The sequence below is a fragment of the Novacetimonas sp. GS1 genome (genome assembly GCF_036686925.1).
GTDB lineage: Bacteria > Pseudomonadota > Alphaproteobacteria > Acetobacterales > Acetobacteraceae > Novacetimonas > Novacetimonas hansenii.
The window spans coordinates 2637973-2663388 of the sequence record NZ_VSZP01000001.1; the positions used below are offsets into that span (position 1 = coordinate 2637973).

The 25416-nt window shown below is 52.7% G+C and carries 23 protein-coding genes; 6 read left to right on the top strand and 17 right to left on the bottom strand.

The annotated features are described in order from the left end of the window. Positions 1-40 precede the first annotated feature (40 nt). On the bottom strand, positions 41-664 hold the full coding sequence (locus tag FYB92_RS11570; RefSeq protein ID WP_332828698.1) for a helix-turn-helix domain-containing protein: 624 nt from the start codon (positions 662-664) through the stop codon (positions 41-43). A 105-nt stretch (positions 665-769) separates the two neighbouring features. Between FYB92_RS11570 and FYB92_RS11575 the strand changes: the two genes are divergently transcribed. Beyond that, complete coding sequence (locus tag FYB92_RS11575) at positions 770-1339, top strand: hydrolase (RefSeq protein WP_332828699.1); 570 nt, start codon at positions 770-772, stop codon at positions 1337-1339. A gap of 17 nt (positions 1340-1356) precedes the next feature. After that, positions 1357-2781, top strand: coding sequence for a DHA2 family efflux MFS transporter permease subunit (locus FYB92_RS11580; protein ID WP_408902362.1), 1425 nt, complete (start codon positions 1357-1359; stop codon positions 2779-2781). Between the two features lie 230 nt (positions 2782-3011). On the opposite strand, the gene FYB92_RS11585 is transcribed toward FYB92_RS11580, so the two are convergent. The 7 genes from FYB92_RS11585 to FYB92_RS11615 form a co-directional block, all read right to left on the bottom strand. Continuing rightward, positions 3012-4022 carry an aldo/keto reductase gene (locus FYB92_RS11585; RefSeq protein WP_332828700.1) on the bottom strand — a complete coding sequence of 337 codons (1011 nt, stop codon included), beginning with the start codon at positions 4020-4022 and terminating at the stop codon, positions 3012-3014. A 273-nt stretch (positions 4023-4295) separates the two neighbouring features. Beyond that, complete coding sequence (locus FYB92_RS11590; protein WP_192264580.1) at positions 4296-4745, bottom strand: Rrf2 family transcriptional regulator; 450 nt, start codon at positions 4743-4745, stop codon at positions 4296-4298. A gap of 113 nt (positions 4746-4858) precedes the next feature. Further along, the gene (locus FYB92_RS11595) at positions 4859-5863 is read right to left on the bottom strand and encodes a TauD/TfdA family dioxygenase (protein WP_332828701.1); all 1005 of its coding nucleotides are present in this window, start codon (positions 5861-5863) and stop codon (positions 4859-4861) included. A 369-nt stretch (positions 5864-6232) separates the two neighbouring features. Further along, on the bottom strand, positions 6233-6619 hold the full coding sequence (locus FYB92_RS11600) for a rhodanese-like domain-containing protein (protein WP_003619131.1): 387 nt from the start codon (positions 6617-6619) through the stop codon (positions 6233-6235). An 84-nt stretch (positions 6620-6703) separates the two neighbouring features. Then, a complete protein-coding gene (locus FYB92_RS11605) occupies positions 6704-7405 on the bottom strand; it encodes an ABC transporter ATP-binding protein (RefSeq protein WP_192264585.1) in 702 nt (233 codons plus the stop codon). Further along, positions 7402-8292: an ABC transporter permease gene (locus tag FYB92_RS11610; protein WP_003619127.1), complete on the bottom strand. Its 891-nt coding sequence runs from the start codon at positions 8290-8292 to the stop codon at positions 7402-7404. Before FYB92_RS11610 ends, FYB92_RS11605 begins: the two co-directional genes overlap by 4 nt. Continuing rightward, positions 8292-9416 carry an ABC transporter substrate-binding protein gene (locus tag FYB92_RS11615; protein WP_332828702.1) on the bottom strand — a complete coding sequence of 375 codons (1125 nt, stop codon included), beginning with the start codon at positions 9414-9416 and terminating at the stop codon, positions 8292-8294. Before FYB92_RS11615 ends, FYB92_RS11610 begins: the two co-directional genes overlap by 1 nt. 330 nt (positions 9417-9746) lie before the next feature. Here FYB92_RS11615 and FYB92_RS11620 point away from each other — a divergent pair, with 330 nt between their 5' ends. After that, positions 9747-10820: an LLM class flavin-dependent oxidoreductase gene (locus tag FYB92_RS11620; RefSeq protein ID WP_332828703.1), complete on the top strand. Its 1074-nt coding sequence runs from the start codon at positions 9747-9749 to the stop codon at positions 10818-10820. Positions 10821-10902: 82 nt separating this feature from the next. Here the strand turns inward: FYB92_RS11620 and FYB92_RS11625 are convergent, their stop codons facing one another. Further along, positions 10903-11775 carry an NADPH-dependent oxidoreductase gene (locus FYB92_RS11625; protein ID WP_332828704.1) on the bottom strand — a complete coding sequence of 291 codons (873 nt, stop codon included), beginning with the start codon at positions 11773-11775 and terminating at the stop codon, positions 10903-10905. 352 nt (positions 11776-12127) lie between these two features. On the opposite strand from FYB92_RS11625, the gene FYB92_RS11630 reads away from it, so the two are divergent. The 3 genes from FYB92_RS11630 to FYB92_RS11640 all read left to right on the top strand — a co-directional run bounded on the left by FYB92_RS11630 (position 12128) and on the right by FYB92_RS11640 (position 16659). Next, positions 12128-14779, top strand: a complete 2652-nt coding sequence (locus FYB92_RS11630; RefSeq protein WP_332828705.1) for a TonB-dependent receptor domain-containing protein — start codon at positions 12128-12130, stop codon at positions 14777-14779. Positions 14780-14864: 85 nt separating this feature from the next. After that, positions 14865-16088, top strand: a complete 1224-nt coding sequence (gene soxC, locus FYB92_RS11635) for a sulfite dehydrogenase (RefSeq protein WP_332828706.1) — start codon at positions 14865-14867, stop codon at positions 16086-16088. Beyond that, complete coding sequence (locus FYB92_RS11640) at positions 16075-16659, top strand: c-type cytochrome (protein WP_332828707.1); 585 nt, start codon at positions 16075-16077, stop codon at positions 16657-16659. The genes soxC and FYB92_RS11640 overlap by 14 nt, the downstream gene beginning before the upstream one ends. 363 nt (positions 16660-17022) lie before the next feature. On the opposite strand, the gene FYB92_RS11645 is transcribed toward FYB92_RS11640, so the two are convergent. From FYB92_RS11645 to FYB92_RS11680, 8 genes are all read right to left on the bottom strand, one after another. Further along, positions 17023-18441 (bottom strand): NCS1 family nucleobase:cation symporter-1, encoded by a 1419-nt coding sequence (locus FYB92_RS11645; protein WP_332828708.1) that lies wholly within the window; start codon positions 18439-18441, stop codon positions 17023-17025. Between the two features lie 66 nt (positions 18442-18507). Continuing rightward, positions 18508-18951 carry a MarR family winged helix-turn-helix transcriptional regulator gene (locus FYB92_RS11650; RefSeq protein ID WP_040510643.1) on the bottom strand — a complete coding sequence of 148 codons (444 nt, stop codon included), beginning with the start codon at positions 18949-18951 and terminating at the stop codon, positions 18508-18510. A 52-nt stretch (positions 18952-19003) separates the two neighbouring features. Continuing rightward, positions 19004-20263, bottom strand: coding sequence for an MFS transporter (locus FYB92_RS11655; RefSeq protein ID WP_075595834.1), 1260 nt, complete (start codon positions 20261-20263; stop codon positions 19004-19006). Between the two features lie 183 nt (positions 20264-20446). Further along, complete coding sequence (locus FYB92_RS11660; protein WP_332828709.1) at positions 20447-21247, bottom strand: alpha/beta hydrolase; 801 nt, start codon at positions 21245-21247, stop codon at positions 20447-20449. Positions 21248-21270: 23 nt separating this feature from the next. After that, positions 21271-22026, bottom strand: coding sequence for an Asp/Glu racemase (locus tag FYB92_RS11665; protein ID WP_332828710.1), 756 nt, complete (start codon positions 22024-22026; stop codon positions 21271-21273). Then, on the bottom strand, positions 22026-22688 hold the full coding sequence (locus FYB92_RS11670) for an isochorismatase family protein (protein ID WP_003619102.1): 663 nt from the start codon (positions 22686-22688) through the stop codon (positions 22026-22028). The genes FYB92_RS11665 and FYB92_RS11670 overlap by 1 nt, the downstream gene beginning before the upstream one ends. A gap of 51 nt (positions 22689-22739) precedes the next feature. Further along, positions 22740-23771 (bottom strand): 2,5-dihydroxypyridine 5,6-dioxygenase, encoded by a 1032-nt coding sequence (locus FYB92_RS11675; protein WP_075623901.1) that lies wholly within the window; start codon positions 23769-23771, stop codon positions 22740-22742. Positions 23772-23867: 96 nt separating this feature from the next. Beyond that, positions 23868-24995 carry an FAD-dependent monooxygenase gene (locus FYB92_RS11680; RefSeq protein WP_003619098.1) on the bottom strand — a complete coding sequence of 376 codons (1128 nt, stop codon included), beginning with the start codon at positions 24993-24995 and terminating at the stop codon, positions 23868-23870. Positions 24996-25416 lie beyond the last annotated feature (421 nt).

Consider the following 25416-nt stretch of genomic DNA (forward strand, 5'->3'; position numbering starts at 1 on the left):
ACGCGATATCATGGGCACCACCACGCCAGAAACCGTTTCATCATCGCCAGGGATCAAGCCGTGCGCACAGATACAGGCGATTCATGCGACGCAGTTCATCGGGGGCACCGGGTGTCGTCGGGGCCTCCTTGAGTGCCATGCCCAGCATAACTTTCATGTTGTTCAGCACCACTGCCGCAATATCTTTTGCCACCACTTCGTCCAATGCTGGCGCACAGACCCGCAATGCTGCTGAAATCCCCTGTATTGCCTGCGCGCGCGAAACATTGCGGATTTCCACGCTGTCAGTGCGTGCCTGCATCAATGCGGGAAGCGATTTGACACGGGGATAACGTGTCACCATCAGGTCGATCAGGATATCGGCAAGTTCTTCGGGCAAAAGCGTCGATGCCCGCCCTGCCAAGGCTTCATATTCATCATGCAGAACGGCCATCTGATGCTGTAACAGCGTTTCGGCTATCGCTTCTTTGTTGGGAAAGAAGCGATAGAGCGAGCCGACCTTCGCCCCGGCGCGTGCGGCAATTTCTGCCATGGTGGTGGCGTCATAGCCCCGTTCTGCCATGAGATCGGACGCCGCTTGCAGCAATTCCGCCACGCGTTGACGTCCGGCCGCCCGACTTGGCTGGAGGGGCTGGCGTTTCTCACTTGACGTATTTGAGTTCATCCTCAAATAATGTCCATACTTGAGTTAATCCTCAACTTTTATCCACCCTGCGACTGTCGGACAATAAGTCCGCGTAAAGCGCGCACAGACGGGAAACAACTGGTCATGATTTCTCTCCCGGCATCCCGGACGGCCCTGATCCTGATCGATCTGCAAAAAGGCATCGTCAGGCGTCCCGTGGTCCCTTTTACAGGCGAAGTGGTCGTCGAACGATCCCAAAAACTTGCCGCCCGTTTCCGCGCGGCAGGATCACTCGTAATCCTGGTCAACGTCGCCTTCGCACCGGATTTCGCAGATGCCGTGCGCACAGAGGTGGATCGTCCCCTCTCACCTCCGGCAGGTGGATTCGCCCCGGACTGGACCGACCTTGTCGAAGGGCTGGCAAAACCCACGGACCTTCTGGTGACGAAGCGGCAATGGGGGGCGTTTTATGGCACGGATCTTGATCTGCAGCTCAGGCGGCGTGGGATCGAAACCGTTGTACTTGGGGGGATCGCGACGAATATGGGCGTTGAATCGACAGCCCGTGCCGCCCATGAACATGGATATGGCGTTGTCATTGCCGAAGACCTGACAGCAACCTTTTCCGAAGCCATGCAGCGTTTCGCCTGTGATAACATCTTCCCAATGCTCGGGCGGGTGACAACAAGTGATCTCATCACCCTTGCCGCATGAAGACGGGCTCATCCGGCATGCCTGTATCGAACCATGACGCCGATATGGACACCGCCCCCGCGCAGCAGCAGGAGACAGGCCAGCTTCCAGCCGGCATCTGGAAAATTGTCAGCGTTGCTGCAATCGGCTCGTTCATGTCACAGCTTGATGCGACGATCGTGAATGTCTCGCTGCCGGATCTTGCGGGGACGCTGCATGCGCCGTTTTCTGTCATCCAATGGGTGGTCAGCGGATATCTGCTGGCCCTTGCACTGACGCTCCCGCTGAATGGATGGCTTGTCACCCGGATCGGCAGTCGTGCAGTGTATCTGCTCTGTTTCGCAGCCTTTACGATCACTTCCGGCCTATGCGCCGTGGCGTGGTCCGCCCCCTCCCTTATCGTCTTCCGCCTGCTACAGGGCATGGCAGGCGGCCTGCTGGCGCCCATGGCACAAATGACCGTTGCACGGGTGGCGGGCAGACATATGCCAAGAGTCGCCAGCGCTGTTACCATGCCGATCCTTCTGGCGCCCCTTCTTGGTCCAGTCGTGGCGGGAGTGATCCTGTCGGTGGCATCCTGGCGATGGATATTTCTTCTCAATCTGCCATTCGGCCTGCTTGCGCTGCTCCTCGCGCTCCTGTTTCTACCTGATGATCAGGATACGATACGCCCCCGCCCGCTGGATGTTATCGGACTGGCGCTTCTGGCCCCTGCCCTGACGGCGTTCCTTTACGGCATGGATCATGCAAGACTGCGCATCGGGCAGACCGCGCTGTGTGGGGCATTGCTGCTTTTCATCGCCTATTTCTGCTTTGCGCGACGGAAAGGTGATCTGGCGCTGATCGACCTGCGCCTGTTCAATAACGCGACCTTTTCAACGTCGGCTGCGATATTGTTCATGATGAATGGTGTTTCGTTCGCGGGACAGATGCTCCTGCCGGTATGGCTTATCCATGCCTGCGGGGTCTCGCCCGAACGTACGGGACTGTTCATATTGCCGCTGGGCCTGGGGATGTTCTGCACCTATCCCCTGATGGGACGCCTGACGGATTGTTTCAGCATTCGCCGCCTCACCTCTTGTGGTGCCCTGTGCGCCATTGCGGGCACAGCCCTGCTGGCCGTCCTTGCCCATACCGGCCTCGGCATCGGTGGTCTGGTGATCGCCCTTTTCCTGCGCGGTGCCGGAATGGGCGCTGTTGGAATCCCCACGATGAGCGCGGGTTATGCCGCCGTCAGGCGCACCGACATTCCCATGGCAACAACCGCCCTGAACATCATGCAGCGGATCGGGGGGCCAACCCTGACAACATTATGTGCAACATTCCTTGACTGGAGAATATCTACCACCGGGGTGTCAGGGATATTTTCCGAAACATTCGGTTTACTCTGCATATTTCATATTGTGCTGTTTCTGGGAACTTTGAGATTACCCCGACACCGCGCAGGCGCAGCCCGTTCATAACACAGCGCAAAATTTGGCCCTGTTCATTCATCAACCCCATATATCGGGGACGTGATGCACGCCCCCCGACCGCGCACACAGGAGAAAATATTGTCCCCTGCGAGGCGTCAGAGACGATCATGGTTCAGTCAGGCCGTACGGCACAATGTCGGTCATCAGCTCAGGTTAGGTCAGGAACTTCATGTCATAGATCCCACACGAAAGGGGTGTTGCATCCGATTGATATGCACTTATGCACGGACCACTCTTCCCTCCACAGGATGACCGGGATCACTGAAACCGGGGGTAGATGCATGACCTAGGGCCACCAGAGTATCAATGAATTCCTCGTCTTCCTTTGTCAGACTGACCTTCCGTCCCTGCAGATATCCTGCCCACTGCTCCTCCGTGCGTGGCCCCGCGATCGTTGATGTGACAAGTCGATTACCCAGCACCCATGCAACGGCAAAATCTGCGATCGAAATTCCTCTTTTTCGAATATAGGAACGAATTTTCTCCGCCACTTCGAAGGAGTGTGGCCGCCACTCAGTTTCCAGCAAACGTTTATCCGCCCGCCCTGCCCGGCTATCTCCCTGCGGAACGCTATCAGTGCGGTATTTTCCCGTTAAAACACCTCTGGCCAGAGGACTGTAGGAAATAACACCCAGGCCATAATGAGCCGCCGCAGGCAATTCCTCGACCTCAGCCTGTCGTGTCACGATGTTATAAAGCGGTTGGCTGGCAATCGGACGCTCAACCCCCAGCATATCCGCAATGCGACAGACTTCCGCGATACGCCAGCCGCGAAAATTCGAAATTCCGAAATAACGGATCTTACCCTGACGAATCAGGTCGCCAACCGCACGCACCGGTTCATCCAGCCTCATGCCAAAGATCGCACGGTGGAAATATAGAATGTCGATATAATCTGTTCCAAGGCGCCGAAGACTATGATCAACTTGCTCGATAATCCATTTACGCGACAATCCTCCTTGATTAGGGCCACTCCCCGCCCTGTTCGCCAGTTTTGTCGCAAGGACCCAATAATCTCTCTGCGCCTTTATCGCCTTACCGACGACAACCTCCGACTGACCAGCATTATAGACATCGGCCGTATCAATGGAGTTGATGCCATGATCGCGCGCACTTTCGATAATACGTCGTGACACGGCTTCATCCGTGACACCGCCGAACATCATTGTCCCCAATGTCAGCGGTGAAATTTTCAATCCGCTGTGCCCCAGATAACGATAGTCATCCACGAATATTCTCCTTTAGATTTCAGGCAGTCGGCATTTTTTCGCTTCGCCTATACCGCAATCCCGTGAGTTTTATATATCAGTCATCAGAAACATAATTATGGTGCATATAAAACTGAATATTTTTTAGAAAATAATTTTAAAATACATTTATAATATATAAATAAAATCCCTGTTCGTGATATTATAAAATAATGTTATAAAATTTTTATGATTCCGTGAGTTATCGACGATTATTTTTTAAATATTAACTTTGAAATTTATCATTTTAATATTCTACACAGAAGCCTTGGATGGAACAGTTTTTTCAGAGCGTTCCAATAACAGGGCATCGGCCAGGGAACGATGATCCAGAATATCCGCAACAGCGGTGCGGACCTCGGCAAAAATTTTGCGCAAGGCACAAATTTCCTCGTTACTGCAATCCTCGCATTGTTCATAGAAATTGCGGCTGACACATGGCAGCATCGAAATTGGACCATCCGTAACGCGAATGATATCCGCAAACATAATCCGATCAGCCGGACGCGCCAGCCTGTAACCGCCACCACTGCCACGCTGGCTGGTCACAAGTCCGGCGCGACGCAGGTCACTCATGATGGTTTCCAGGAATTTTCTTGGGATATTCTCCTGATCCGAAATATTTCCTACTTGCTGTGACGGTCGATCAGCCCTCGCAAGATTCAAGAGCGCCTTAAGCGCATAACGTGCACGCTGCGAGAGCATTTTCGATGCCTTTCCCTAAAGATTATCCACAATCCTGATCTGGTTGGTATTATATGGTCATACATGCGGACTGAGAAGCGGCATCACGGAACAGAATGTGTCCCTCTTTACATTCAGTGGTGCGCATAAAACGGTTCCCCAAGGATCTGACGCGACTGAAACCCGCCGGGACCGTGCGCGACATCAGGATCGACAGTGGTGCGGTGAACGATACGTTCATTTGAAAAATAGGGATCATCGACCGGTCCCCAATGCGCCGTTGCACGATTATCCCATACGGCAAGCGAATGCGGCGTCCAATGGAATCGCGCCTGCAAATCAATCCGTCCAGCAAGTTCCTCAATCAGAAAGGACAACAGCGTATCACTTTCCCCCTGGCGCAATGCCGGGATATAACGAATGAACCCCGGACTGAGGAAAAGCGACCTGCGTCCCGTTTCGGGATGGATACGCACAAGAGGATGTTCAGCAAGGAAAGCACCATTGTACCGTCCATCCCGACGTGGTGGCAACGGAAAGCCAATCCGGGCATCATCCCGACCATGCACCGCGCTCAGACCGTCAAGGAAACCACGAAGCGTGTCCGACAGACTATTATATAAAGCCTCCAGGTCAACCCAGGCCGTATCCCCCCCAAATTCAGGAATTTCGATCCCACGAAGGAAAGAAATAGATGTCGGGTTGGCAACGAATGTGATGTCGGTATGCCAGCCACGGCTACGGAAATGCCGACTATTTGCACGAAGCTGCTGTTGCTCCACATCACTCAGGATGTTCTCGCGCAAAGCCTTGAGAGATTTTATGTTCTCCATGACCTCTGGCTGCTCGACAAGGCCATTCTTGATAGGATGCGCGGGCGTCACCTGACCGAAATAACGCGAAAAACGGACCTGCTCAGCATCGGTGATTGGCTGGTTGCGAAAAAACAGGACCTTGTGCTGCAGCAACGCCTGCCGCAATCCTGCGATGGTGGCAGTATCAAGCGGATTTTTCAGGTCTATTCCCAGAACCTCCGCACCGATAACAGGACCGGTCGGAATAACGGTCAACTCCTCCCCTCCACCCACAGCAGATGATTTTGAAGCTTCACGGACTTCGGTAAGAATGGTTTGAGACATGATGTAAACTCCGTATCATACGAGCACAGTAATCGGGGAGAAGATGTTGCGTAATCACTATATCCGATTGGTAGAAAACTGGTTTTTCGGCTATATCAGCCAAAAATTTTCATAGTCTGCCATTTTCGCAAGATCCCTGTAATGGGCGACATGGTGCCCGGTGTCCTGCAGGAAGTCTGGGTCGTTGAAGCGAATCTGGCCTACGGAACGCCTGCCTTTCATCCATATCACATAAAACACATCAATTAAGTATGGTTAGTCAACAACATTTTCCCTTATTCGTTTTTCATAGGTTTCAACACAGGTTTCCAGAAACGGGAAGTTTTCCTTTCTTACAAGTCGGCAGATACTTCCATCGCTCCGATCATTTTAATATTCCGACAAAAGAGGCTCTATCCAAGTTTGCCCAGCTTCGACACGCCAGGCATGCAGCCCTCCACGAAGATTATAGACCTGGCTGTAACCAAGACGTCGCAGACTATCCGCGGCCAACGCACCACGGTTCCCGCCTGCGCAATACAGGATCAATGGCGAATGACGATCGCTGACTGCATCGCCAATCAGGAATTCCAACCGTCCCCGACTGAACTGCAACGCGCCGGGCAATGGACGATTACGCCGGATTTCCTCTTCATCACGCACATCAATGACAAGAACGCCCTGCGCAATCCTGACACGCGCTTCCTCCGGGCTGATCTCCACGATGCGTAACCGTGCCTCAGCCGCCAGTTTCCGGATGTCGTCATAACGAGACATCGCACATTTCTCCCTTCTTTGTCCCATTTCACATGTAATATTATGAATGACTGTACACTTCACGACCGTAAAAGACGTGCATTATTACTGCGGCTCTACACCAAGATAACATAACAGCTTTTTTCTAAGCTCTAAACTTCTGATCGCGCGCGCATCCTCATCGTCAGGCAGAACAATTCTTTCCTCATGCATCACCTTTCCATGATCAAGAACAATAACCCTGTCCGCCAAAGCAATGGCCTCCTCGACATCATGGGTCACAAGCAGAACGGCTGGCCTATGAATGACCGACAGGCGGCGCAACAGCGTGTGCATCCTGATTTTTGTCAACGCATCAAGGGCACCGAACGGCTCATCCGCCAAAAGAAGACGAGGCTTCCTGACCAGAGCACGCGCAAGAGCAACGCGCTGCTGCTCCCCACCTGATAATTCATGTGGCCATGATGTGCTCCGCCCACTAAGCTCAACTTCTTCCAAAGCATGTTGCGCACGCGCAGCGGCATCAGAACCGTCAAGCCCGAACACGACATTATCCATGATGTTCTTCCACGGCAGTAACCGCGCATCCTGAAAAACGACGGCCAGATCTTCTGGAACTTCAATCACACCACTACCGCGTGCTTCATGATCAAGACCGGCCAAAGCGCGCAGAAGCGTTGACTTACCCGAACCACTACGCCCAAGCAAAGCAACGAACTCACCTTTGGCGATATCGAGATCGACACCATTCAGCACCCCTTTACGCGTAAAATGCCGTTCGAGATTTCGAACCCGCACGACGCTCATGCCGCAAGGGTCCGTCGCCAGGAGAGAACCCTCCTTTCAACCCTCAGCAATGTCTGATCCGCAATAACGCCAATGACAACATACGTTACCAGACCAACCAGCATGACATCCGACTGCGCATATGTGCGTGCAAGATCAATCATATAGCCGATACCGCTGGTGGCATTCACTTCTTCGACCACGACCAGGCCAAGCAGTGCCGCCATGACACCAAACCTCAGCCCCAGCATCATTCCCGGTAAGGCGCCAGGCAGAACGATATGCCAAACAAACTTCCAGTATCCAATACGCAGCGTTTCTGCCAGTTCGACATAACGAATATCGATCGCACGCAGTGCCGTATGGGTATGAAGATAGACCGGTGTAAAGGCGCCGACGGCTATGACCATGATTTTCATGCCTTCGTCCACACCGAACCAGAGAATGAAAAACGGAATCAACGCCACTGCGGGCACCGCACGTTTGACCTGTGCAATACCATCGACAAAATAATCACCAGCCCTGCTGAGCCCAGAGAGTAAGGCAAGAGCTATTCCGGCAAGCCCCCCGATTACAAAACCTTCTACAGCACGCACGAGAGAGATCAGAAGATTACCCAACAGACGTCCATCATGCACCAGATCCACCCCTGTACTGACGACAACCCACGGTGCAGGCAGTATCCGCGTGTCAATCAGGCCGGAAGCCGATGCCGCCGCCCAATAGGCAAGCAGGAAAACCGGTCCGGCCAGCCAGCCATAACGCAGGGCTGGTGGCGGTGACAGCCGCTGCGTGGTCATCCTCATATGTCTGCTATCGTCCTGTGCTGCCTTGTCCTGTAGGGGATCAGGCTGTGACCAGGCAAAGAACATCGTCAGAAAAGGAGGCAGCGTTGATTTTACATTCATTACAAGGCTCCATTTTCTTGGTGATTCAAACGGCTTTTTTCCTGCATGGCGGGTGCCGTATAATTCGCAAACCCGTCGGTCGCCACAGATTCAAAACGACGATCGAACAGATGCTCCGCATCGAAAGAATGGCGACCGGTCTCTTTTGCCAGCAGATCAATCGTTTCCTGCTGGTAGCCCACCATCCACGACCAGTCATGCGGGATATCGGCATGTCCAGCACGCTTCACCTCAGCCCAGGCGGCGTCGGGCGATAATCCAAGGAATTTCACATAATACAGCCTTGCCCATTCATCAGGATGCGCATCCCTCCAGGCGGCAACCCTGGCCCACATGCGGACATATGCCTGCAACGCCGCAGCCTTTGCCGGATTTTGCAAAGTCTCAGTGCGCACATAAAGGACATCAGGATCGTCACGAAAGGCTCCATGATCAATGACCGTTCCACCCGAACTGCCCCATTCAGCCAGATAACGTGCCGCCAGCGCCCCGCTGGCAATCGGCGCCACATCAACAATTCCCGCCCCCAGGGCGCCGTTGTAATTATTTATCCGCGTCGTCGGCAGATCCACCAACGTCACATCAGCCGGCGTCAAACCGGCGGCATGCAGGGCACGCAGCACAACCACTCCCTGGGCCTGCCCCGGGCTGAATGCGATCCTTTTGCCCCGCAGGTCCGCCAGCGTCTTCACATCCGCTTTTGGCGCGACGCCCAAGACGTAAATCGGATGTAAAAGCGGTTGCTGGCGCAGACGCACAGCAATGATCTTAACCGGTATACCGACCCAGATTGCCCTGATGGGTGGGATATTGGCACCGCTGCCAACATCAATGGCACGCGCATGAAAGGCCTCGGTCGTTGCAGGTCCCCCCGTAATATTGGCCCAACGGACAGTGAACGGCAGTTCGCGTTCCCATCCGGTATAAGCCAGGACCTGCTGGGTCATGGGATCACCGATCGCAAGCGTTACACCTGGGGGCACCTGTTGAGGAAGAGCTTCGGATAACGCCAGCCCGCCACGAACGGCAGGATTGCTCCTGACACCGTGCAGCACCAGTGGGATCAGGGCAAAAAACAACAGGATGGCCACGACGGCTGCCCCTATGCGGTCTCCCTTTGTCATCGGCAATCACACCAAGATAATAGTTATTAATAAATATAACTTTGCACGTTCGTTATAATTTATGCAATTCAAATTTGTTGGTGTATTTATGCCTTGGGGAAGGATCTTAATATGCGATTAAATATAGTATTATTCCCTGCAGAATTTTTATCCGCGAAGGACATATCCGAATGCTTGATGCACCAACGCCTGAATCGTATCACACCACCATCCCTTTACGTTCGGCATGAGGTTGGCGCGCCTTAAATCCTATTATTTCAATAGATATAATAGGATTCCTTCCCGGCCGCGCGCACCGTAACCGCCTTCGAAACATCGGAGAACAAGGACATGTCACGCAATAACACAGAATTTCTGTGGTACATTCCCAACCAGATCGCGCCGGGCCATCGTGGGGACCCGACACAGGACAATCACAACAGCCTTGATACCTTGACCAAGCATGCCCATGCGATTGAGGCCCATGGATGGACAGGCGCCCTGATCGGTACAGGATGGGGACGACCAGATACATTTACACTGGCGACAGCCCTGGCCGCCCGCACATCCACATTCGAACCATTGGTCGCCATCCGCCCCGGCTACTGGCAGCCAGCACATCTTGCTTCTGCCGCAGCGACACTGGATCATCTGGCAGCCGGGCGCTTACGGATCAATATCGTTTCGGGCAAGGACAACCTGGCCGCCTATGGCGACACCGAAGGGACACCGGACAAACGCTATGACCGCACCCGCGAATTCATGCATGTCCTCCGTCGTCTGTGGACCGAAGAAAATGTCACGTTCGAAGGGCAGCATTTTCACCTTGTTAATTCCACAGTGAACCCCAAAATTATTGAACGCAACGGACGTCGTCATCCCAAACTCTATTTCGGTGGAGCTTCGGCAGCAGCAGAAAAAGTGTCCGCGACCGAGGCGGACGTACAATTATTCTGGGGCGAACCATTGGAGGATATAGCAGCGCGCATTGCACGCCTGACATCACTTGCCACATCTCTTGATCGCAATCTTCCCCCTTTGGAATTCGGATTACGCATTACTACCCTGATCCGCGACACGACCGAAGAAGCATGGAGGGACGCCGAAGCGAAAGTCCAGGAAATGGCCCGCATTCAAGGACAGGGCTGGCAGGACCATCGTGGCGCACCAGCCGTCGGACAGCAGCGGTTACTTGATCTGCAGGCCCGGGGAGATGTTCTGGACGATAATCTTTATACTACGCCAGGCCGGTATGGCGGCGGTGGTGCCGGCACGACATGGCTGGTCGGTTCAGCGGCAGACGTTGCCCGCTCATTAAAAAAATATGCGGCATTGGGCATTTCACACTTCATCCTGTCAGACAGCCCATATCTTACGGAAATTGGCCGCCAGGGACGTGAACTCCTTCCCCTGCTGCGGGAATGATCCGATTTCTTGCAACCATGGCAACATCCTTCCGTGGATCCGAACCTATCCGTTCGAATCCCGGAAGATGTGGGAAAGCCTCTCACTTCAACCCAAACCCCATATTGCGCAGCGCTGCTGCCAGACGATCGCGACCATGTAAGGACGCCGCATCATGCAGACGCCGCGCCACAGTTTCTGTCCAGTTCCGCTGCGACATATGCTGTTTCGTCTGGAAATGTTTCAAGCGCAGATTGTAATCGTTGAAAGCGGTAGTTTCTGTAATTTCAGACAGTGCATAAGTTTCGCGAAACAGAACGGCTTCTTGTGACAGACGCGGTTTTACTGCAGTGCGTATCGTCGGGTCTGGATAACCAACAGTCAGTCCGAACAGGGGAAAGACATGCGGGGGCAAGGCAAGTTTCCTTGCTACCTTTTCCGGATTATTGCGGATTGCACCGATATACACCGCCCCCAGACCAATGGACTCCAGCGCAATGACGGCATTCTGCGCAGCAAGCGTTGCATCCACGGCCCCAAGCAGAAAACTTTCCAGATATTGCAATCCTTCGGATGGCGAATCTTCAAGACGGCCAATCGTTTCCAGCCGATGAAGATCCACCAGCCAAACCAGAAACAGCGGGGCCTGGGTAATCTGTGCCTGCTCCCCCGCCAATGCGGCCAAACGTGCCTTACGGTTGGAATCCTCGACAGCTATGACACTCCATGCCTGAAGATTGGAAGAACTTGCAGCGGATTGTCCTGCGGCTACCAGCAACTCTATTGTACCTTCCGGTAAAGGATCTGGGCGATAATGACGGACAGAACGATGCCCCAGCACTGTTTTAAGTGTTTCATTCCATACGTCCAGATTCGGCGCCGTAGCGCCATAACGTGCCAATAGCAACGTAGTAAGCCGAACGTCGCCAGCAGCTTGTGTCTCGATCCCGGAGGCATGGGTCATATGGGTCGTCATCACAAATTCCTTCCATTGAAAATCAAGGCACGGGTACGAATGGCACCGTATATTACTAATTTTATTCGTGATATACGGCACTTTTCACATACTATACATTTCACACTTGTTTAATATGGTTTGTTGATATACAAAATTAATTGCAGATATGATTAATAACGTAGTTTATAAGTGAAATTGTCCGCAATGCTGCCCAGATCAAACCGGGAGGCATCACGGACATACATCGAAAGTAATGAAAATGCATTCCTGTCCCTGTTGCTGACCAGAACACCGTTTCTCACACATCTGGCGCCTTCTAATTCATTGAAAACGCGCCATCGGTTAGGCGACACTCTGGAGCAGTTTTAGTATGTTGATCAAACTTGATTGGAGTAAGCACCCGCTATTAAAGCGATCGTTACCTGCTGTGCTGGTAACACTGCCATTGGGAAGTAGTCTTGGGTATACAGGCAAGGCATCTGCAAAAGATATGCAGATGTCATCTGGTATGCATCATGCATCATCGAAAAAGCATCATGATGATTCACATGCCCATATGACAGGACATAATGCCAAATCTGGCCATCATAATCACGACATGGATGATGATAATGGCAATATGGGAAGCGCAACGGAAAATATTCATGTGACTTCTGCAATGAGTGCAGGAGATCGCAAAATGCATGAAGTCATGATGAAGACATCGCGTTTTGGTGATGTTGTAACAGGGAAAGAGGCCCAAGAACAGCAATTTACAACTTTGAATGATTATTCATACAAGGTTCCAGGATTCCGCCCCAATACAACAACACCACATTATTCGCGCATGTCGATCCGTGGCCTGGGACAACCATTATCCGGCTCTGCCGGGATTGGATATCTCTCAGAAACAGCATTTTCTGTTGATAACGTAACCTGGTTACAACCCGATTATCAGGCCGGAGACTGGAGTAATATCAGCTCATTTGAAATCGGTTATGGTCCGGGCGGAACAGCAGGTGGGCATAATTCTGATGTTGGCGTCATTTCCATCATGACGGCATTGCCTTCCTTCAAACGTAGTACACAATATGAACAGACGGTTGGAAATTACGGCCATACCATTGAAAAGCTTGATAGTACAGGTTCCATTGTACGTGGCCATTTGGCATATCGTATTACTGGATACTATGATAATGCCAATGGCTGGATTCATGATATCCTGAACGGAAAACGTTACCAGAACATAAATCGTGGCGGCGTTCGCGCGCAGCTCTTGGCGACGGAGGAGAATTATACCGATCGCTTTATTTTTTCTTATAATGGCTCCAGTGAATATAGTCAGTATGGTGAATCAGCAGGCACCGGTGGTGCAAGTGCCCCAATCGGGGATTCGGTGCTGGTTTACGGGAATGGGCGATATGCCGGAAGCTATGCCGCGACATTAGCATCGCGTTTAAATAAATCCGTGCTGACATATAATCCTTATCGTCCGGCCCTTGCTGATCCAGGGAAGGAGCGAAGCAATGTGTATACAGCATCAAATGAACTTAATTATCATATTGGAAGAAATACGCTAACTTCAATCAGTGCCATGGGGCTTTTTTCTGGGGTAAATAGCGGAACGACAGACAACCAGAATGTATGGATTGGTACTGGCGGTGAAATGGATGATTATGGTGTCCAGGGATCACAGGAAATTCGCTTGGCTTCTCCTCAGGAAGATAAAATTGCATGGACTGTCGGACTGTATGGCGTTGATAATTCGGCGTGGAACAGGATGCATCATACCGCGTTTGGTACCGATGCGGCAGCCTGGTATTCCCGCCCCGCTGCTGTGACCGGGCTGACGCAATGGGAAAAAAACTATAATACCAATATCCAGGCCGCGATTTTCGCGCAGACAGTCATACATGTTAATAATAAATTCTCTCTGACACTTGGCCTGCGAAACAGTTACGATATCCAGAAATTCAATAATAAATTTGAGGTTGGATATGTCCCTGGTACGGCATATTCCTATGATCAGCAGCGTCAGGCGCTTATGGCCGCGGGGGCCGGTGGTGACGCACGCACCGGGTTACAGCGTAATGACCATGATGGCGTAACAGCAATCATCAATCCCAAATATCAATTGAACAAGAACACTATGTTCTATATCCTTATTGGTCATGGTGACAAAACCGTTTCCGCAAACGGAAATTCCGTTCCGATAAATGAATATAACTCCACAACGAAACAGTATACATTTTATGGATGGTCACCATATTTTTCAAAACCCACGACATCATGGGATTATGAAGGTGGCGTAAAAACGATGTCGTTTAATGGGCAGCTTGTTTCCAACGCGAATTTTTACTGGAATGATTTATATAATTACCAAACAAATCGCGTTTACAATTACTATCTCTCTAATGGTGATCTCGCTAATGTCAGTTATATGGGAAATGCCCCCCATGCCAGACTATATGGTGTTGAATTGTCTGAAAGCCTGACACCTGATTTTATTCCTGGCCTTAATATTCATGCCAGTGGGGCATGGCAACAGGTTCGATATGTAAAATATAACGGTGCCCCTGCACCAACAAGCTATGCTTATTCAGGAGGATCATCAACGGTTGATGAATCCGGTCAAAGCCTGCCTGGCATACCAAGCTTTACCTTTAATATCGGTGCAAATTACGAGCACCCCGTAGGTGCGATTTTCAGTAATTTTCTGACATCCCGTCAACACCGTGCCGCATGGCTGCAACGTGCGTTTACGGCTTTTGGATATATCAATGAAGCATGGTGGAGCAGAAATCGCCTGACAGACCCTCTTGCAGCACATCAGTTTTACCAACGTTCTTATTCCATCCTGAATGCTGGTATCGGTTTACGTACGGCAGATCAGAATTTCAGTGTGACATTATGGGCCAAAAACCTGTTGGATGCCCGTCCATGGACAGGATACAGCCCCGGCAGTGCAAGTTCCCCGGAATCTGTGGACCTGACCCAACAAGGACCACGTTATTTTGGTGCCACAATGCATATGGGTTTCTAGTTCCAGCACCAGTTTTATTATCATTATTTTTTATATGACATAATGATAACAGGATGCCGCCCCTCCGGGACACAAGGTACGGTAAATGACACTGAATCGTAGAAAACTTCTGACCAGAACAGTTCTATTTTCAACACTGTTTCAAAAAAACAAAACGTCGGAAGCTGCTGACCTCGATATACCGTCCTGGACCAGGGAGCCAGGCGCACCAATTTTAAAAAACCCGTATGGAAAACCGTCATCTTTTGAAAAAGATGTTGTTAGACGAACATTTACCAAGATGCGTGGAGGTCAAGGATCAACCCTGACCCCATTGGCCTCTTTACATGGCATAATAACACCGGGCGGATTACATTTTGAACGGCATCATGCCGGGGTGCCGGATATTGATCCGGCACAGCATGCTCTGATCGTCCATGGTCTTGTCGATCAACCAATGCGTTTTTCTCTGGATGATTTGCACCGTCTTCCCTCTGTTTCGCGCCTTTGCTTTATCGAATGTTCGGGCAACACAGGCACCGAATGGACAAAAGCGACCAGAACGGACGTGCAAAGTACTCACGGACTGCTCTCATGTTCTGAATGGACTGGCGTTCCTTTGCCCTACATTCTGGCTGAAACTGGCATAAAAGCAGATGCACGATGGATTCTTGCGGAAGGCGCTGATGGAGCAGCCATGTCACGCAGTATCCCCCTGGCAAAAGGGCTAGATGACGTCATTGTTGCGTATGCCCAAAATGGCGAAGCACTTCGTCCAGAGCAAGGATACCCGTTACGGCTGATCTGCCCCGGATACGAAGGTAACATGAACATAAAATGGCTCCGGCGTTTAAAGCTGGGCCAGTATCCATTCTATACGCGTGAGGAGACATCTAAATATACTGATCTGCTACCTGATGGAAAAGCACGGCAGTTCAGTTTTACGATGGGTGTCAAATCTGTCATTGTTCGCCCTTCTGGTGGCATGAAGCTTTCCTCTCCAGGCTTGCAGGAAATCAATGGTCTGGCATGGAGTGGACATGGAAAAATCACAAAAGTCCATGTTTCAACAGATGGTGGAAAACAATGGACACCTGCCCGTCTTGATGGATTGGTATTAGATAAATGCTTGACACGCTTTACTCTTCCTTGGGTATGGAATGGACAAAAAACAATCCTACAAAGCAAGGCTTACGATGAAGCTGGCAATGTTCAGGAAACCCGTCAGATTTTGCGAGCACGCTATGGGGATAATTTATATTACCATAACAATGGCATTCAATCTTGGCTGGTTTCTGAATCGGGCGATATCTCAAATGTATTCATATAATATTTGTGCATTTTTTATTGCTATTTTTATTTTTAGCGAACCATGCCTGGCCGCCCAATGCCCAGGAACATCAATATCTGAAAATGATATTTCACGATGGAACATAGATATTTCCAAAAACTCTCCACTTCCTTCGGGAAGTGGCACGCCATTAATGGGGAAAAAGATATATCTTGAAAAATGTGCTGCATGTCATGGGGAAACCGGTGAAGGAATGATGGGTATATATCCTGCGCTAAGCGGTGGTATAGGCAGTCTTGCGACAACAACGCCCCTACGGACAGTTGGAAGTTTCTGGCCATATCCAGAAAGTGTTCTTGATTATGTCAGACGTGCAATGCCTTTGAATGCGCCTCAATCTTTAAACACCGATGATTTATATTCTGTTGTATCTTATCTGTTTTATATGAATCATATTATTCCGCAGGAATTTTCCCTCAATGAAAAAAATATTCATTCCATAAAAATGCCAAACAAGGATGGGTTCATTAATGAAAAAGAAGGAAATTTAAATAAAATTACCCCTCGCGATGAACTGCGTTCACGATTAGGAATTTGCTTACACCCATGATGATTTACGTTATACGCATTCATATTATATGAAATATTTCCGTTTATTTAAAAATAAAAACGCATACAGATACCAGATCCCCTCTCCATCACTCCCAATGCGTAATTTACAGCATGGAGATAATCGTGAGTTCATCAGTAGCGAGGTAGTTCATAGCCAATTTTCTGCATAGATTACTATCCTAGTTCTCCAGCCATAACGCATTGATTGTTTTTGCACTGGGCAATCCCCGCTTGCAGCCTGCATGTGAAACACGCTTCAGCCCTCTTGAAAACTCATCATATCGATTTTTCCTTCAGGACTCTTACATGTTTTACTTGAATTATTATATTCAAAAGCACGGTCTATAATAAGATAGCCTGACTACCGGCGCATGAGCAGCCCATACAATATGGCAGCGATCCCCCCACCGATAAACAGGGACATATTATGGATGGGCTTTAATGCAGGCATGAAGACAACTGCACTGCCTGCAATAACCGCGACCACCATAACCAGAATGGCTACCGGATTGATGCCGTTATGGTACCAGTACGGCAGGTTGCTCTGACGACGATAAAGGGCATTCACATCCATCACGCTGCGACGCACGATATAATAATCAGTCAATAAAATGGCAATCAGTGGCCCGATGAAAGTAGCCAGCACATCCAGTGTGAGGTGGATAAGTTCAGGGCGCGCATAAAGATTCCACGGCGTCATGACGACAGCCCCGGCCGCCGCCATCATGCCCCCACAGCGCCATGAAATTCGATGGGGCGCAAGATTTGAGAAGTCAAACGCAGCCGAGACAAAATTAGCAGCAATATTGATCCCTGCCGTCGCCATGACAAAGGTGAGCACGCCCACCACAACGGCAACCGGACTGTCAATCTGGGCCACGGTTTCAACCGGATCAAGGATGATGCGGCCAAAGACGGGCTGTGTCAGCACAATGGTGACAAGCGTAAGAAGTGAAAAAACCATGAAATTGACAGGCAAACCCCAGAAATTACCGCGCCTGATAGCTGGCATTGAGATGCCATATCGTGAGAAATCACCAAAATTGAGCGCAATGGGGGCAAAGTAGGACACCACAAGGGCAATGGCATTAATCATTCCCATGATCCGCGCCGAAATCGCATGATGGGTAACACCGGGGATATCGAATGAAAAATTACGCCATCCCGCATGCCACAGCAGCCATATATCCAGCCCGATCATCACGATATAGATGACAGGTCCGGCCCAATCGACGAAATGGCGGATTACATCCATCCCCCGCCAGAATACCAACGCCTGTACAATCCACAGGATGATAAACGCCCCCCATCCCAATGCCGACAGTCCGGCAAAACCGTGGCTGTCGGCCTGCGCCCAGAACATCAGGCCCGGCCACTGGTGTAAAAGCAGGACAACAACCGCGTTCGAGGCCAGCCATGTCTGTATGCCGTACCAGGCGACTGAAATGATTCCGCGTATGAAAGCAGGGACAAGTGCGCCATGCACACCAAACGCCATACGCGCCATGACGGGATAGGGCGCGCCCGATATCTGGCTGGGGCGCGCGACAAGATTACACAGGACCTGAACAATAATGATCGCGGCGATCAGCGCGATGAACACATCCACCACAGGCAACCCCATGGCAAACAGGCTACCCATCGTGACATATCCCCCGACGCTATGGATGTTTGACATCCATAACGAGACATAATCAAACCAGCCCCACGTCCGCGTGCCGGTAGGGGCAAGATCCGCATTGGTCAGATGCGTATCGGGTGCGCCGACCCCATCATGCATGTAGCTCTCCCGCTTGCTCGATATATGGTAATCCAGGGGCCATACGGGCGCCCGATCATGATCGTATTATTCCGCGAGTTTGCGCAGCACATGCAATGCCGCGATCCGTTCGCACGCATCAAGCGGTTCAAGCGTGAGTTCGGAGACACGGGCGGCCTGAGGCAGATAGGTACGGACCATTTCCATGCCCTCCTCACTCAGCGACAACAGGCGTTCGCGTCTGTCGTCGGGGTTCCCGCGTATATTGATCAGGCCACGCTGCTTCAGGCGTGAACAGATGCCACGCAGGGTGGCATGATCTATGGCCGTAATCCGGCCGATATGAATGAGCGAGCCTTCCTTTTCCCTGAATACGGTTGCAAGGACCGCAAACTGGACGGACGTCAGGTGATCATCGGGAATGACGGTCTGGAACAGGGAAGTATGACGTTGGTACGCCCGGCGCAGAAGATGGCCGATCTGCTCATGCAGGTCATAGGTGGTGTATGTCGTGTCGTCTGTCTCGGTCATATGCAGTCCTGCCCGTTGCATGCATGGCGCGCGATCCATTGACGCAACGCCATCAGCTATTGTGTTCCGTCGGGGCAGTACGGGCAACATTGATCAACCGTGCTGGAATTGTCGCGACCAGTCCGGCCCCCACGGCGACACACCCGCCAAAGACGACGAAGATACCCCATGAACCCGGCATGATGCTGCGTGCCCAACCGATCAGGTCGGTTGCCATGAAGCCCGCAAGATTGCTGATCGCCCCGACAAGCGCAAGCCCGGCTGCAACCGTCGCCGCCTCTGGCAGGAGGAGCGAGGGTAAGGTCCAGAATGGCGGCAGCGCGCCGAGGATACCCATGTTGGCAAGCGTAATCAGCATGATCGCCGCCATCACGCTCCCCTGCGCCAGAGGCAGCAGGGCAAGGGCCGCCGCCCCGATCAGGACGGGCACGATAATATGGCGCTTGCGCTCCCCCTTGCGGTCCGAATGCCACCCATTGACGATCATGGCGATGGCGGCGGCAATGTTGGGGATGGCCGTAAGCAGCCCCACCTGCAGCGCAGACACCACACCGGCCTCCCGTAAAAAGGATGGCAGCCAGAAGGCAATGGTATACAGCCCAAGTAGCAGCGCACCATCTGCCAGGCCCAGCAGCCATATGCGTCTGTTACGCAAAGCATCCACCATGGCACGCAGGGAATGGGTATGATCGACGGGCACGCAACGTACCGACAGCAGGACTTTCTGCTCAGGCGTCAGAAAACGTGCCTGGGCAATACTGTCGGGCAGATATAGGAAAACGGCGATCCCGATCAGAACGGGGGGAACCGCCTCCATAAAAAACAGCCAGCGCCAGCCTGCAATCCCGCCATATCCTGCCATCATGTCCAGGATCATGCCCGATAACGGGCCGCCCAGGACACTGGCCAGCGGAATGCCGATCATGAACCGTGCAGTAACACGCGCACGGTATTCGGGTGGAAACCATTGCGAGAGATAGAACAGCACACCGGGCATGAAACCGGCCTCGGCAATGCCCAGCAGCAGGCGCAGGGCATAGAATTCGGCCGGGGAACGGACAAACGCCATCGCCCCGGAACACAGCCCCCATGTAATCAGGATACGCGCCAGCCACCGCCGCGCACCAACGCGCACCATCAGGGCATTACTGGGCATTTCACAGACGATATAGCCAAGGAAGAACAGGCCTGCCCCCATCCCGTAGCTGGCCTCGCTCATGGACAGGTCGGACAGCATCCGCAATTTGGCGAAGCCTACGTTCACCCGGTCCAGGTAGGATGCCAGAAACCCGAGGAACAGCAACGGCAGCAATCTCCATGCCACGCGGCCGCACAAGGAAGCGAGAGCGTTATCCACACGAGGCGCGTCAGTCGTCGAAGGGGGTGCATTCATCAAAATACCCTGCTCAGGCCCAGTACGTTCTTTTGATCGCCGCTATGTCCGGCACTCATTCCCCGGCCACCCGCCCCGATACGGGGCGAATGAGGTCATGGTTCAGGGCAGATTGAAGCCCTTGAACGACGCCATGAAACCAGCAAGGTTGTCCCATGGGATCATGTGGCCCGCATCAGGCACCCGATCCATGGTGATGGAAGGCAGCAGGCCCGCAATCTCTGCTTCATCCTCGGGCAGGATGACATTGCCGCGCGTCGCGATCATGAGATAGGTCGGCACCGTAAGGTGGGGAAGATCCTGATGGATATCCTCGGTATGGAAACCTTCATAGGTAATGCGGGTGACCAGTTCGTCGCAGGTATGCAGCCATTCTGCACGCAGTTGGAGCTGTTCCTTAGTCCATGTTGGGCAAAAACGGCGCATCGCCTCGGCATCCATGCCCTTACGCGCAAGGCGGATGGAATCGACATACCAGGGCAGGCTGGATGGATAAGGCCTGCGGCCCGGACCACTGACCGGCGGATCAACCAGAACAAGTGCCGCAATGCCCGATGCATCCTGACGCCCAAGGCGGATGGCAATGCGTGCGCCCATGGAATGGCCTAACACCACGCAGTCCTTCAGGCCCAGCGCATCAATGAAGCCCCGTACATCGCCTGCATAGGCATTCAGGTCATAGGCAAGGTCCTCTCCCCCCTGCGACAGGCCGCGTCCACGTATGTCCAGCACATAGACATCATGTGTGCGGGCCAGTTCCTCGGCCACGAACCCCCATGTGATGGCAGGGCTCGTGATGCCAGGCACCAGCACAAGCGGCGTGCCCTTGCCCCCATAACGCAGGTAATGCTGGCGGATGCCATTGGCGTGGACATGCGCACCATACTGAAGGGATGAGGTCATAACGGGTTTCCTGTTTCGAATAATCAATATGCACCGGACAGCAGCGCACCACCGCCCGGGGCGATACGTTCCAGCCCAAGCCGGGTCAGCATGGCGTGCGTTGTCGCGATGGCAGCACTCAGCACGGGCTTGCCGGTCTGCGCCTCGATCATGGGGACAACAGAAAGCGAAGGCATCTGAACGCAGGCCGAGGTCACGATGGCGTCGGCATCGGCATAATTCAGCTTTGCCACGATGTCAGGCAATAGACCGGGATCATGGCGGGCAACATCAAGGTTATCGGGTATTTCCAGGGCAATATGGTCGATGATCTCGTATCCCTCGTCGGTCAGGTAGTCGATGACCATCCGCGTCAGAGGTTTCATGTAAGGCGCAACCAGCACGATGCGACGCGCACCCAGTACCCGCAGCCCATCGACCAGCGCACCCGCACTGGTTACAACCGGCGCAGGGCCGCCATTATCGACCGTACATTGGTGCAACCGCTTTTCTGAAACGCGATGATAGCCCGATCCCATGGACATGGTCGCCACAAGGCAGGCATAGCCCAGCACATCAACCTGTGCATCGCTCAGTTCCAGCGCGCAGCGGTCGGACTGCGCATCCATGGCCGCCAGTTCTTCCTTGCGCACCGTCTTCATGCGCATACGCGCGGAATGGAAGGTAAACCGTTCAGGCCGGATCAACTGCCGTGCGGCCAGCAGAGCCGGAATTTCGGTTTCCATGGTCAGGTTCGAACTGGGTACGATCTGACCAATCCGGTAGGACGTCCCGCGCATCAGCATGCCTCCAGTGTTGCAGGGGGAAGCTGTTCAAGCAGTGCATCAAGCGTAATCACATCGCCGCATTTCTGGCTCATGTCGAACAGGTTGGCTTCATGTGGGCCGATGGCGCGATCGCCCACGCAATCAGCAATCACAACCGGGCGAAAGCCAAGCTGCATGGCATCAAGCACGCTGGCCCGCACGCAGCCACTGGTTACGCAACCTGCAACCACCACGGTCTGCACCCCCTGCGCTGCATACCAGCTTGCCAACGGTGTGCCGGCAAAGGCGGAAGGGACGGTCTTACGCACCACATATTCCCCCGGATCGGGCGCCAGTTCGGGCACGATGGCACTTGCGGGATTATGCTCGGTCAAACCCAGCATACTGGGCACTTTTTCAGAAAAGATATTGGCATCCGCGCCATCATCAGCAAAGACGATGCGCGTATGTGCAACAGGCCAGCCCAGCTTTCGCGCCGTCGCAAGCAATGTAGTGGTACGCGCGATTGCAGGGGGAATATTGCCCCCACCGAACTGTTGCGGATCGGCAAAGCCATTTACAAAATCGACAATAAGCAGGCCAACCTTGCCAACAAGACCAAGCGACCGACCAAAACCCTGGCGGTGGTACAGCGCGCTGTCCTGTTCGGGGGCGGATGTCTCGATAGGCGGCATTGTCTATCCTTTTCGTATTTCAGATCATATCATAACTTATAAGAAATGATATTAGATTACGCGTCCCTTTTCCACTACGGGCCTGCCATCAAGCATGACTGTGCAGTTGCGCATGGGGATATCGATATGGCATGCCGTATCGCGCGTACCCCCGGCCTCATTATTCGGACCGGTGGACCACAGAAAGTTTCCAGCCACGGCGCGCGGATCCATGCCGATCGTATTTTCAGAATCATAGAACCCCATGACCGACCAGTGCGCGCGATCCTGCAACCCCCACCCGACATGCGACAGGGCATAGGCTTCAGGATCGCGGAAGGAATCCATGTAAGATTTCAGTAGGTCCGCATCCAGCCCACCGGAAATATCGGTCACGTACCCGTTGCGGATGGTACAGGTGATCGGATCGCGTATATAGGATTTATGGGGCAACAGGATATCGCCACGATCCAGCACGATCACACCGTTGGCGGATCCTTCGTTCGACCATGTGGCCAAAAAGCCGCTGGGCCAGTGGTCCCACCGACCGGGGCGGTCACAGAAACCATATTCCTCCAGAATGGGGAAATCACCCAATGCACACTGCATGTCCGTGCCCGCATCGGACACAACATGCATGGTACGCGCCGCACGCAGCACGGCAGAGGCCGCCAGCACGCGCTCACGGTCCTGCAGCGTAGGCAGCAGCCGCACCAGCACCTCGGGCGGTTCCACCGCCAGCAGGATACGACCGCCCGATGCCAGGATCTCATGCTGTTCGGGCGAAAAGAGCAATGTCATGAGATCGAGGACCAGATCGCTTTCCTTCAGGATCGCCATGGCCGCACGGTTACCCGTAAGCGGCGTGGTCCCGACATAGGCCAGCGGATCGCGTGAAAGCGACAGGCCGCCGTTGGTGGGCTGCAGGTCAAGCCGGTTGACCACAAGCCCCTTCAGCCCCGCCGCGATGATGGCACAGCGCATGGTCTGGCGATTGGTCTCGGATGAAGTCAGGACCGTAACGCTCTGTCCTGTGGTCATGTCGGACAGGTCAAGCACCTGCGTCCATGCCTGAATGAGTTCTGCATCGCTGATTGAGGGCATCGGACCTGCTCCATAAATAAGGGCCTGCGGGTGGGCCGGAACACCAGTCGGAACATCCGTGTGGCCATGTTCCCCATGACCACACGCGAGAACGGTTTATGCGTGCAGGTCGATCCCGTAGACGTCATAACCATAGACCCATGATGGATCTTCATTCGTGCGTAGCCATGTATTGGCGTTCGATACTTCCTGCACGCGGGAGGCACGCCCCATGCGATGGTGACGATAGGCCTCGAAACAGGTATTGGGATCGTTCGTTTCGATTTCGGACATGCAGCGCACCAACATGGCCGCATCCTCGATCGCCATGGCAGCACCCTGTGCCATATGCGGCTTCATCGGGTGGCAGGCGTCACCAAGCAGGACCACACGACCACGGTGCCAGACAGGCAGCGGCCTGCGGGTATAGAGCGGCCATTTGGTAATGTTTTCGGCCGCATCAATATAGGCCCGAACCAGCGGATCGTAACCAGCAAAGGATTTGTGCATTTCCGCATGCGTGCTTGGCACCCATGAAACCCCAAGCGGCCAGCTTTCGGCAGGTTCACCCGTGACGAAATAGAATTCTTCCTTTTTGTGGTCAAGGAAGTACGTCATCATATGCCGGTCAGACGACCACCATTTCACGCATTCACCCACATCCAGACCGGCCAGTTTGCTGGCCTTTATCATACCGCGATGACCAATCCAGCCAGTAAAAAGCGGGTCTTCCGGGCCAAGCAGCTTTGCCCGCACACATGAATTGAGGCCATCGGCACCAATCAGGATATCCACGTCATCGGATGTACCATCCATGAACGATAGACGCACCCCCCTGTCATGCACATGCAGGTCGGCAAGGCATTTGCCAAACTGCACATTGGCGACATCCACCGCACCCAGCATGATCTGGTGGGCTTCACCACGATGAATGGTAATATACGGCGCCTGATAACGCGCACGGTCGGCATTAAGCGGAATACGCGACAGATAAGCACCATCCGTCGCATTACGACTGCACCAGTATTGTGGTTCGTTCGCGACTGCGGCCATACTCTCTTCAATGCCAAGACGGCGCATGATTTTCATGACATTGGGACCAAGCTGTATGCCAGCGCCCAGCCGGGAAAAAGCGGGCATCTGATCATACAGCACCACACTGAAACCCGCGCGCTGCAACAGGCCCGCCGCGGTCGTACCGCCCAGTCCAGCGCCAACAACTCCAATACGAAGAGAGCGTTCCATTCATCCTGCTTTCAACTTGATCTGGCGGGCACGCACGGCCGCCAGGCGTTAATTCATGACATATAACGTATACACCACATATGCCCGGATCAAGATTTATTATCCCTGAATAACGTTATTGAGATTCTCTCCCGGAAAACGCCCGAAAACCAGGGAAACTCCCTCCTTGGAAAAACGGTATCGGCCAAGGTTACGCTGAAAAAAATCGTTCCCCCAGATCTATAAACTGCGCCCTTAATTTTAATAAAACATTGTTTATAAACAAAATTATTCTTATTTTTCCGTATCCAGGAAAAAGCCTCATCCTCCTTTGATAGAGACAGGAATCATATCGAGCCTTAATAAGGCTGTGTCTAAAAAGACACAATTCGTCCTATTTAAATTCATAACGAATAAAAAACAATTCCAAAGGGGCGCCTGC

Coding starts and splice junctions, on each gene's coding strand:
- FYB92_RS11570 (WP_332828698.1), bottom strand. CDS start 664: ATGAACTCAAATACGTCAAGTGAGAAACGCCAGCCCCTCCAGCCAAGT.
- FYB92_RS11575 (WP_332828699.1), top strand. CDS start 770: ATGATTTCTCTCCCGGCATCCCGGACGGCCCTGATCCTGATCGATCTG.
- FYB92_RS11580 (WP_408902362.1), top strand. CDS start 1,357: ATGCCTGTATCGAACCATGACGCCGATATGGACACCGCCCCCGCGCAG.
- FYB92_RS11590 (WP_192264580.1), bottom strand. CDS start 4,745: ATGCTCTCGCAGCGTGCACGTTATGCGCTTAAGGCGCTCTTGAATCTT.
- FYB92_RS11595 (WP_332828701.1), bottom strand. CDS start 5,863: ATGTCTCAAACCATTCTTACCGAAGTCCGTGAAGCTTCAAAATCATCT.
- FYB92_RS11600 (WP_003619131.1), bottom strand. CDS start 6,619: ATGTCTCGTTATGACGACATCCGGAAACTGGCGGCTGAGGCACGGTTA.
- FYB92_RS11605 (WP_192264585.1), bottom strand. CDS start 7,405: ATGAGCGTCGTGCGGGTTCGAAATCTCGAACGGCATTTTACGCGTAAA.
- FYB92_RS11610 (WP_003619127.1), bottom strand. CDS start 8,292: ATGAATGTAAAATCAACGCTGCCTCCTTTTCTGACGATGTTCTTTGCC.
- FYB92_RS11615 (WP_332828702.1), bottom strand. CDS start 9,416: ATGACAAAGGGAGACCGCATAGGGGCAGCCGTCGTGGCCATCCTGTTG.
- FYB92_RS11620 (WP_332828703.1), top strand. CDS start 9,747: ATGTCACGCAATAACACAGAATTTCTGTGGTACATTCCCAACCAGATC.
- FYB92_RS11625 (WP_332828704.1), bottom strand. CDS start 11,775: ATGACGACCCATATGACCCATGCCTCCGGGATCGAGACACAAGCTGCT.
- FYB92_RS11630 (WP_332828705.1), top strand. CDS start 12,128: ATGTTGATCAAACTTGATTGGAGTAAGCACCCGCTATTAAAGCGATCG.
- soxC (WP_332828706.1), top strand. CDS start 14,865: ATGACACTGAATCGTAGAAAACTTCTGACCAGAACAGTTCTATTTTCA.
- FYB92_RS11640 (WP_332828707.1), top strand. CDS start 16,075: ATGTATTCATATAATATTTGTGCATTTTTTATTGCTATTTTTATTTTT.
- FYB92_RS11645 (WP_332828708.1), bottom strand. CDS start 18,441: ATGCATGATGGGGTCGGCGCACCCGATACGCATCTGACCAATGCGGAT.
- FYB92_RS11650 (WP_040510643.1), bottom strand. CDS start 18,951: ATGACCGAGACAGACGACACGACATACACCACCTATGACCTGCATGAG.
- FYB92_RS11660 (WP_332828709.1), bottom strand. CDS start 21,247: ATGACCTCATCCCTTCAGTATGGTGCGCATGTCCACGCCAATGGCATC.
- FYB92_RS11665 (WP_332828710.1), bottom strand. CDS start 22,026: ATGCGCGGGACGTCCTACCGGATTGGTCAGATCGTACCCAGTTCGAAC.
- FYB92_RS11670 (WP_003619102.1), bottom strand. CDS start 22,688: ATGCCGCCTATCGAGACATCCGCCCCCGAACAGGACAGCGCGCTGTAC.
- FYB92_RS11675 (WP_075623901.1), bottom strand. CDS start 23,771: ATGCCCTCAATCAGCGATGCAGAACTCATTCAGGCATGGACGCAGGTG.
- FYB92_RS11680 (WP_003619098.1), bottom strand. CDS start 24,995: ATGGAACGCTCTCTTCGTATTGGAGTTGTTGGCGCTGGACTGGGCGGT.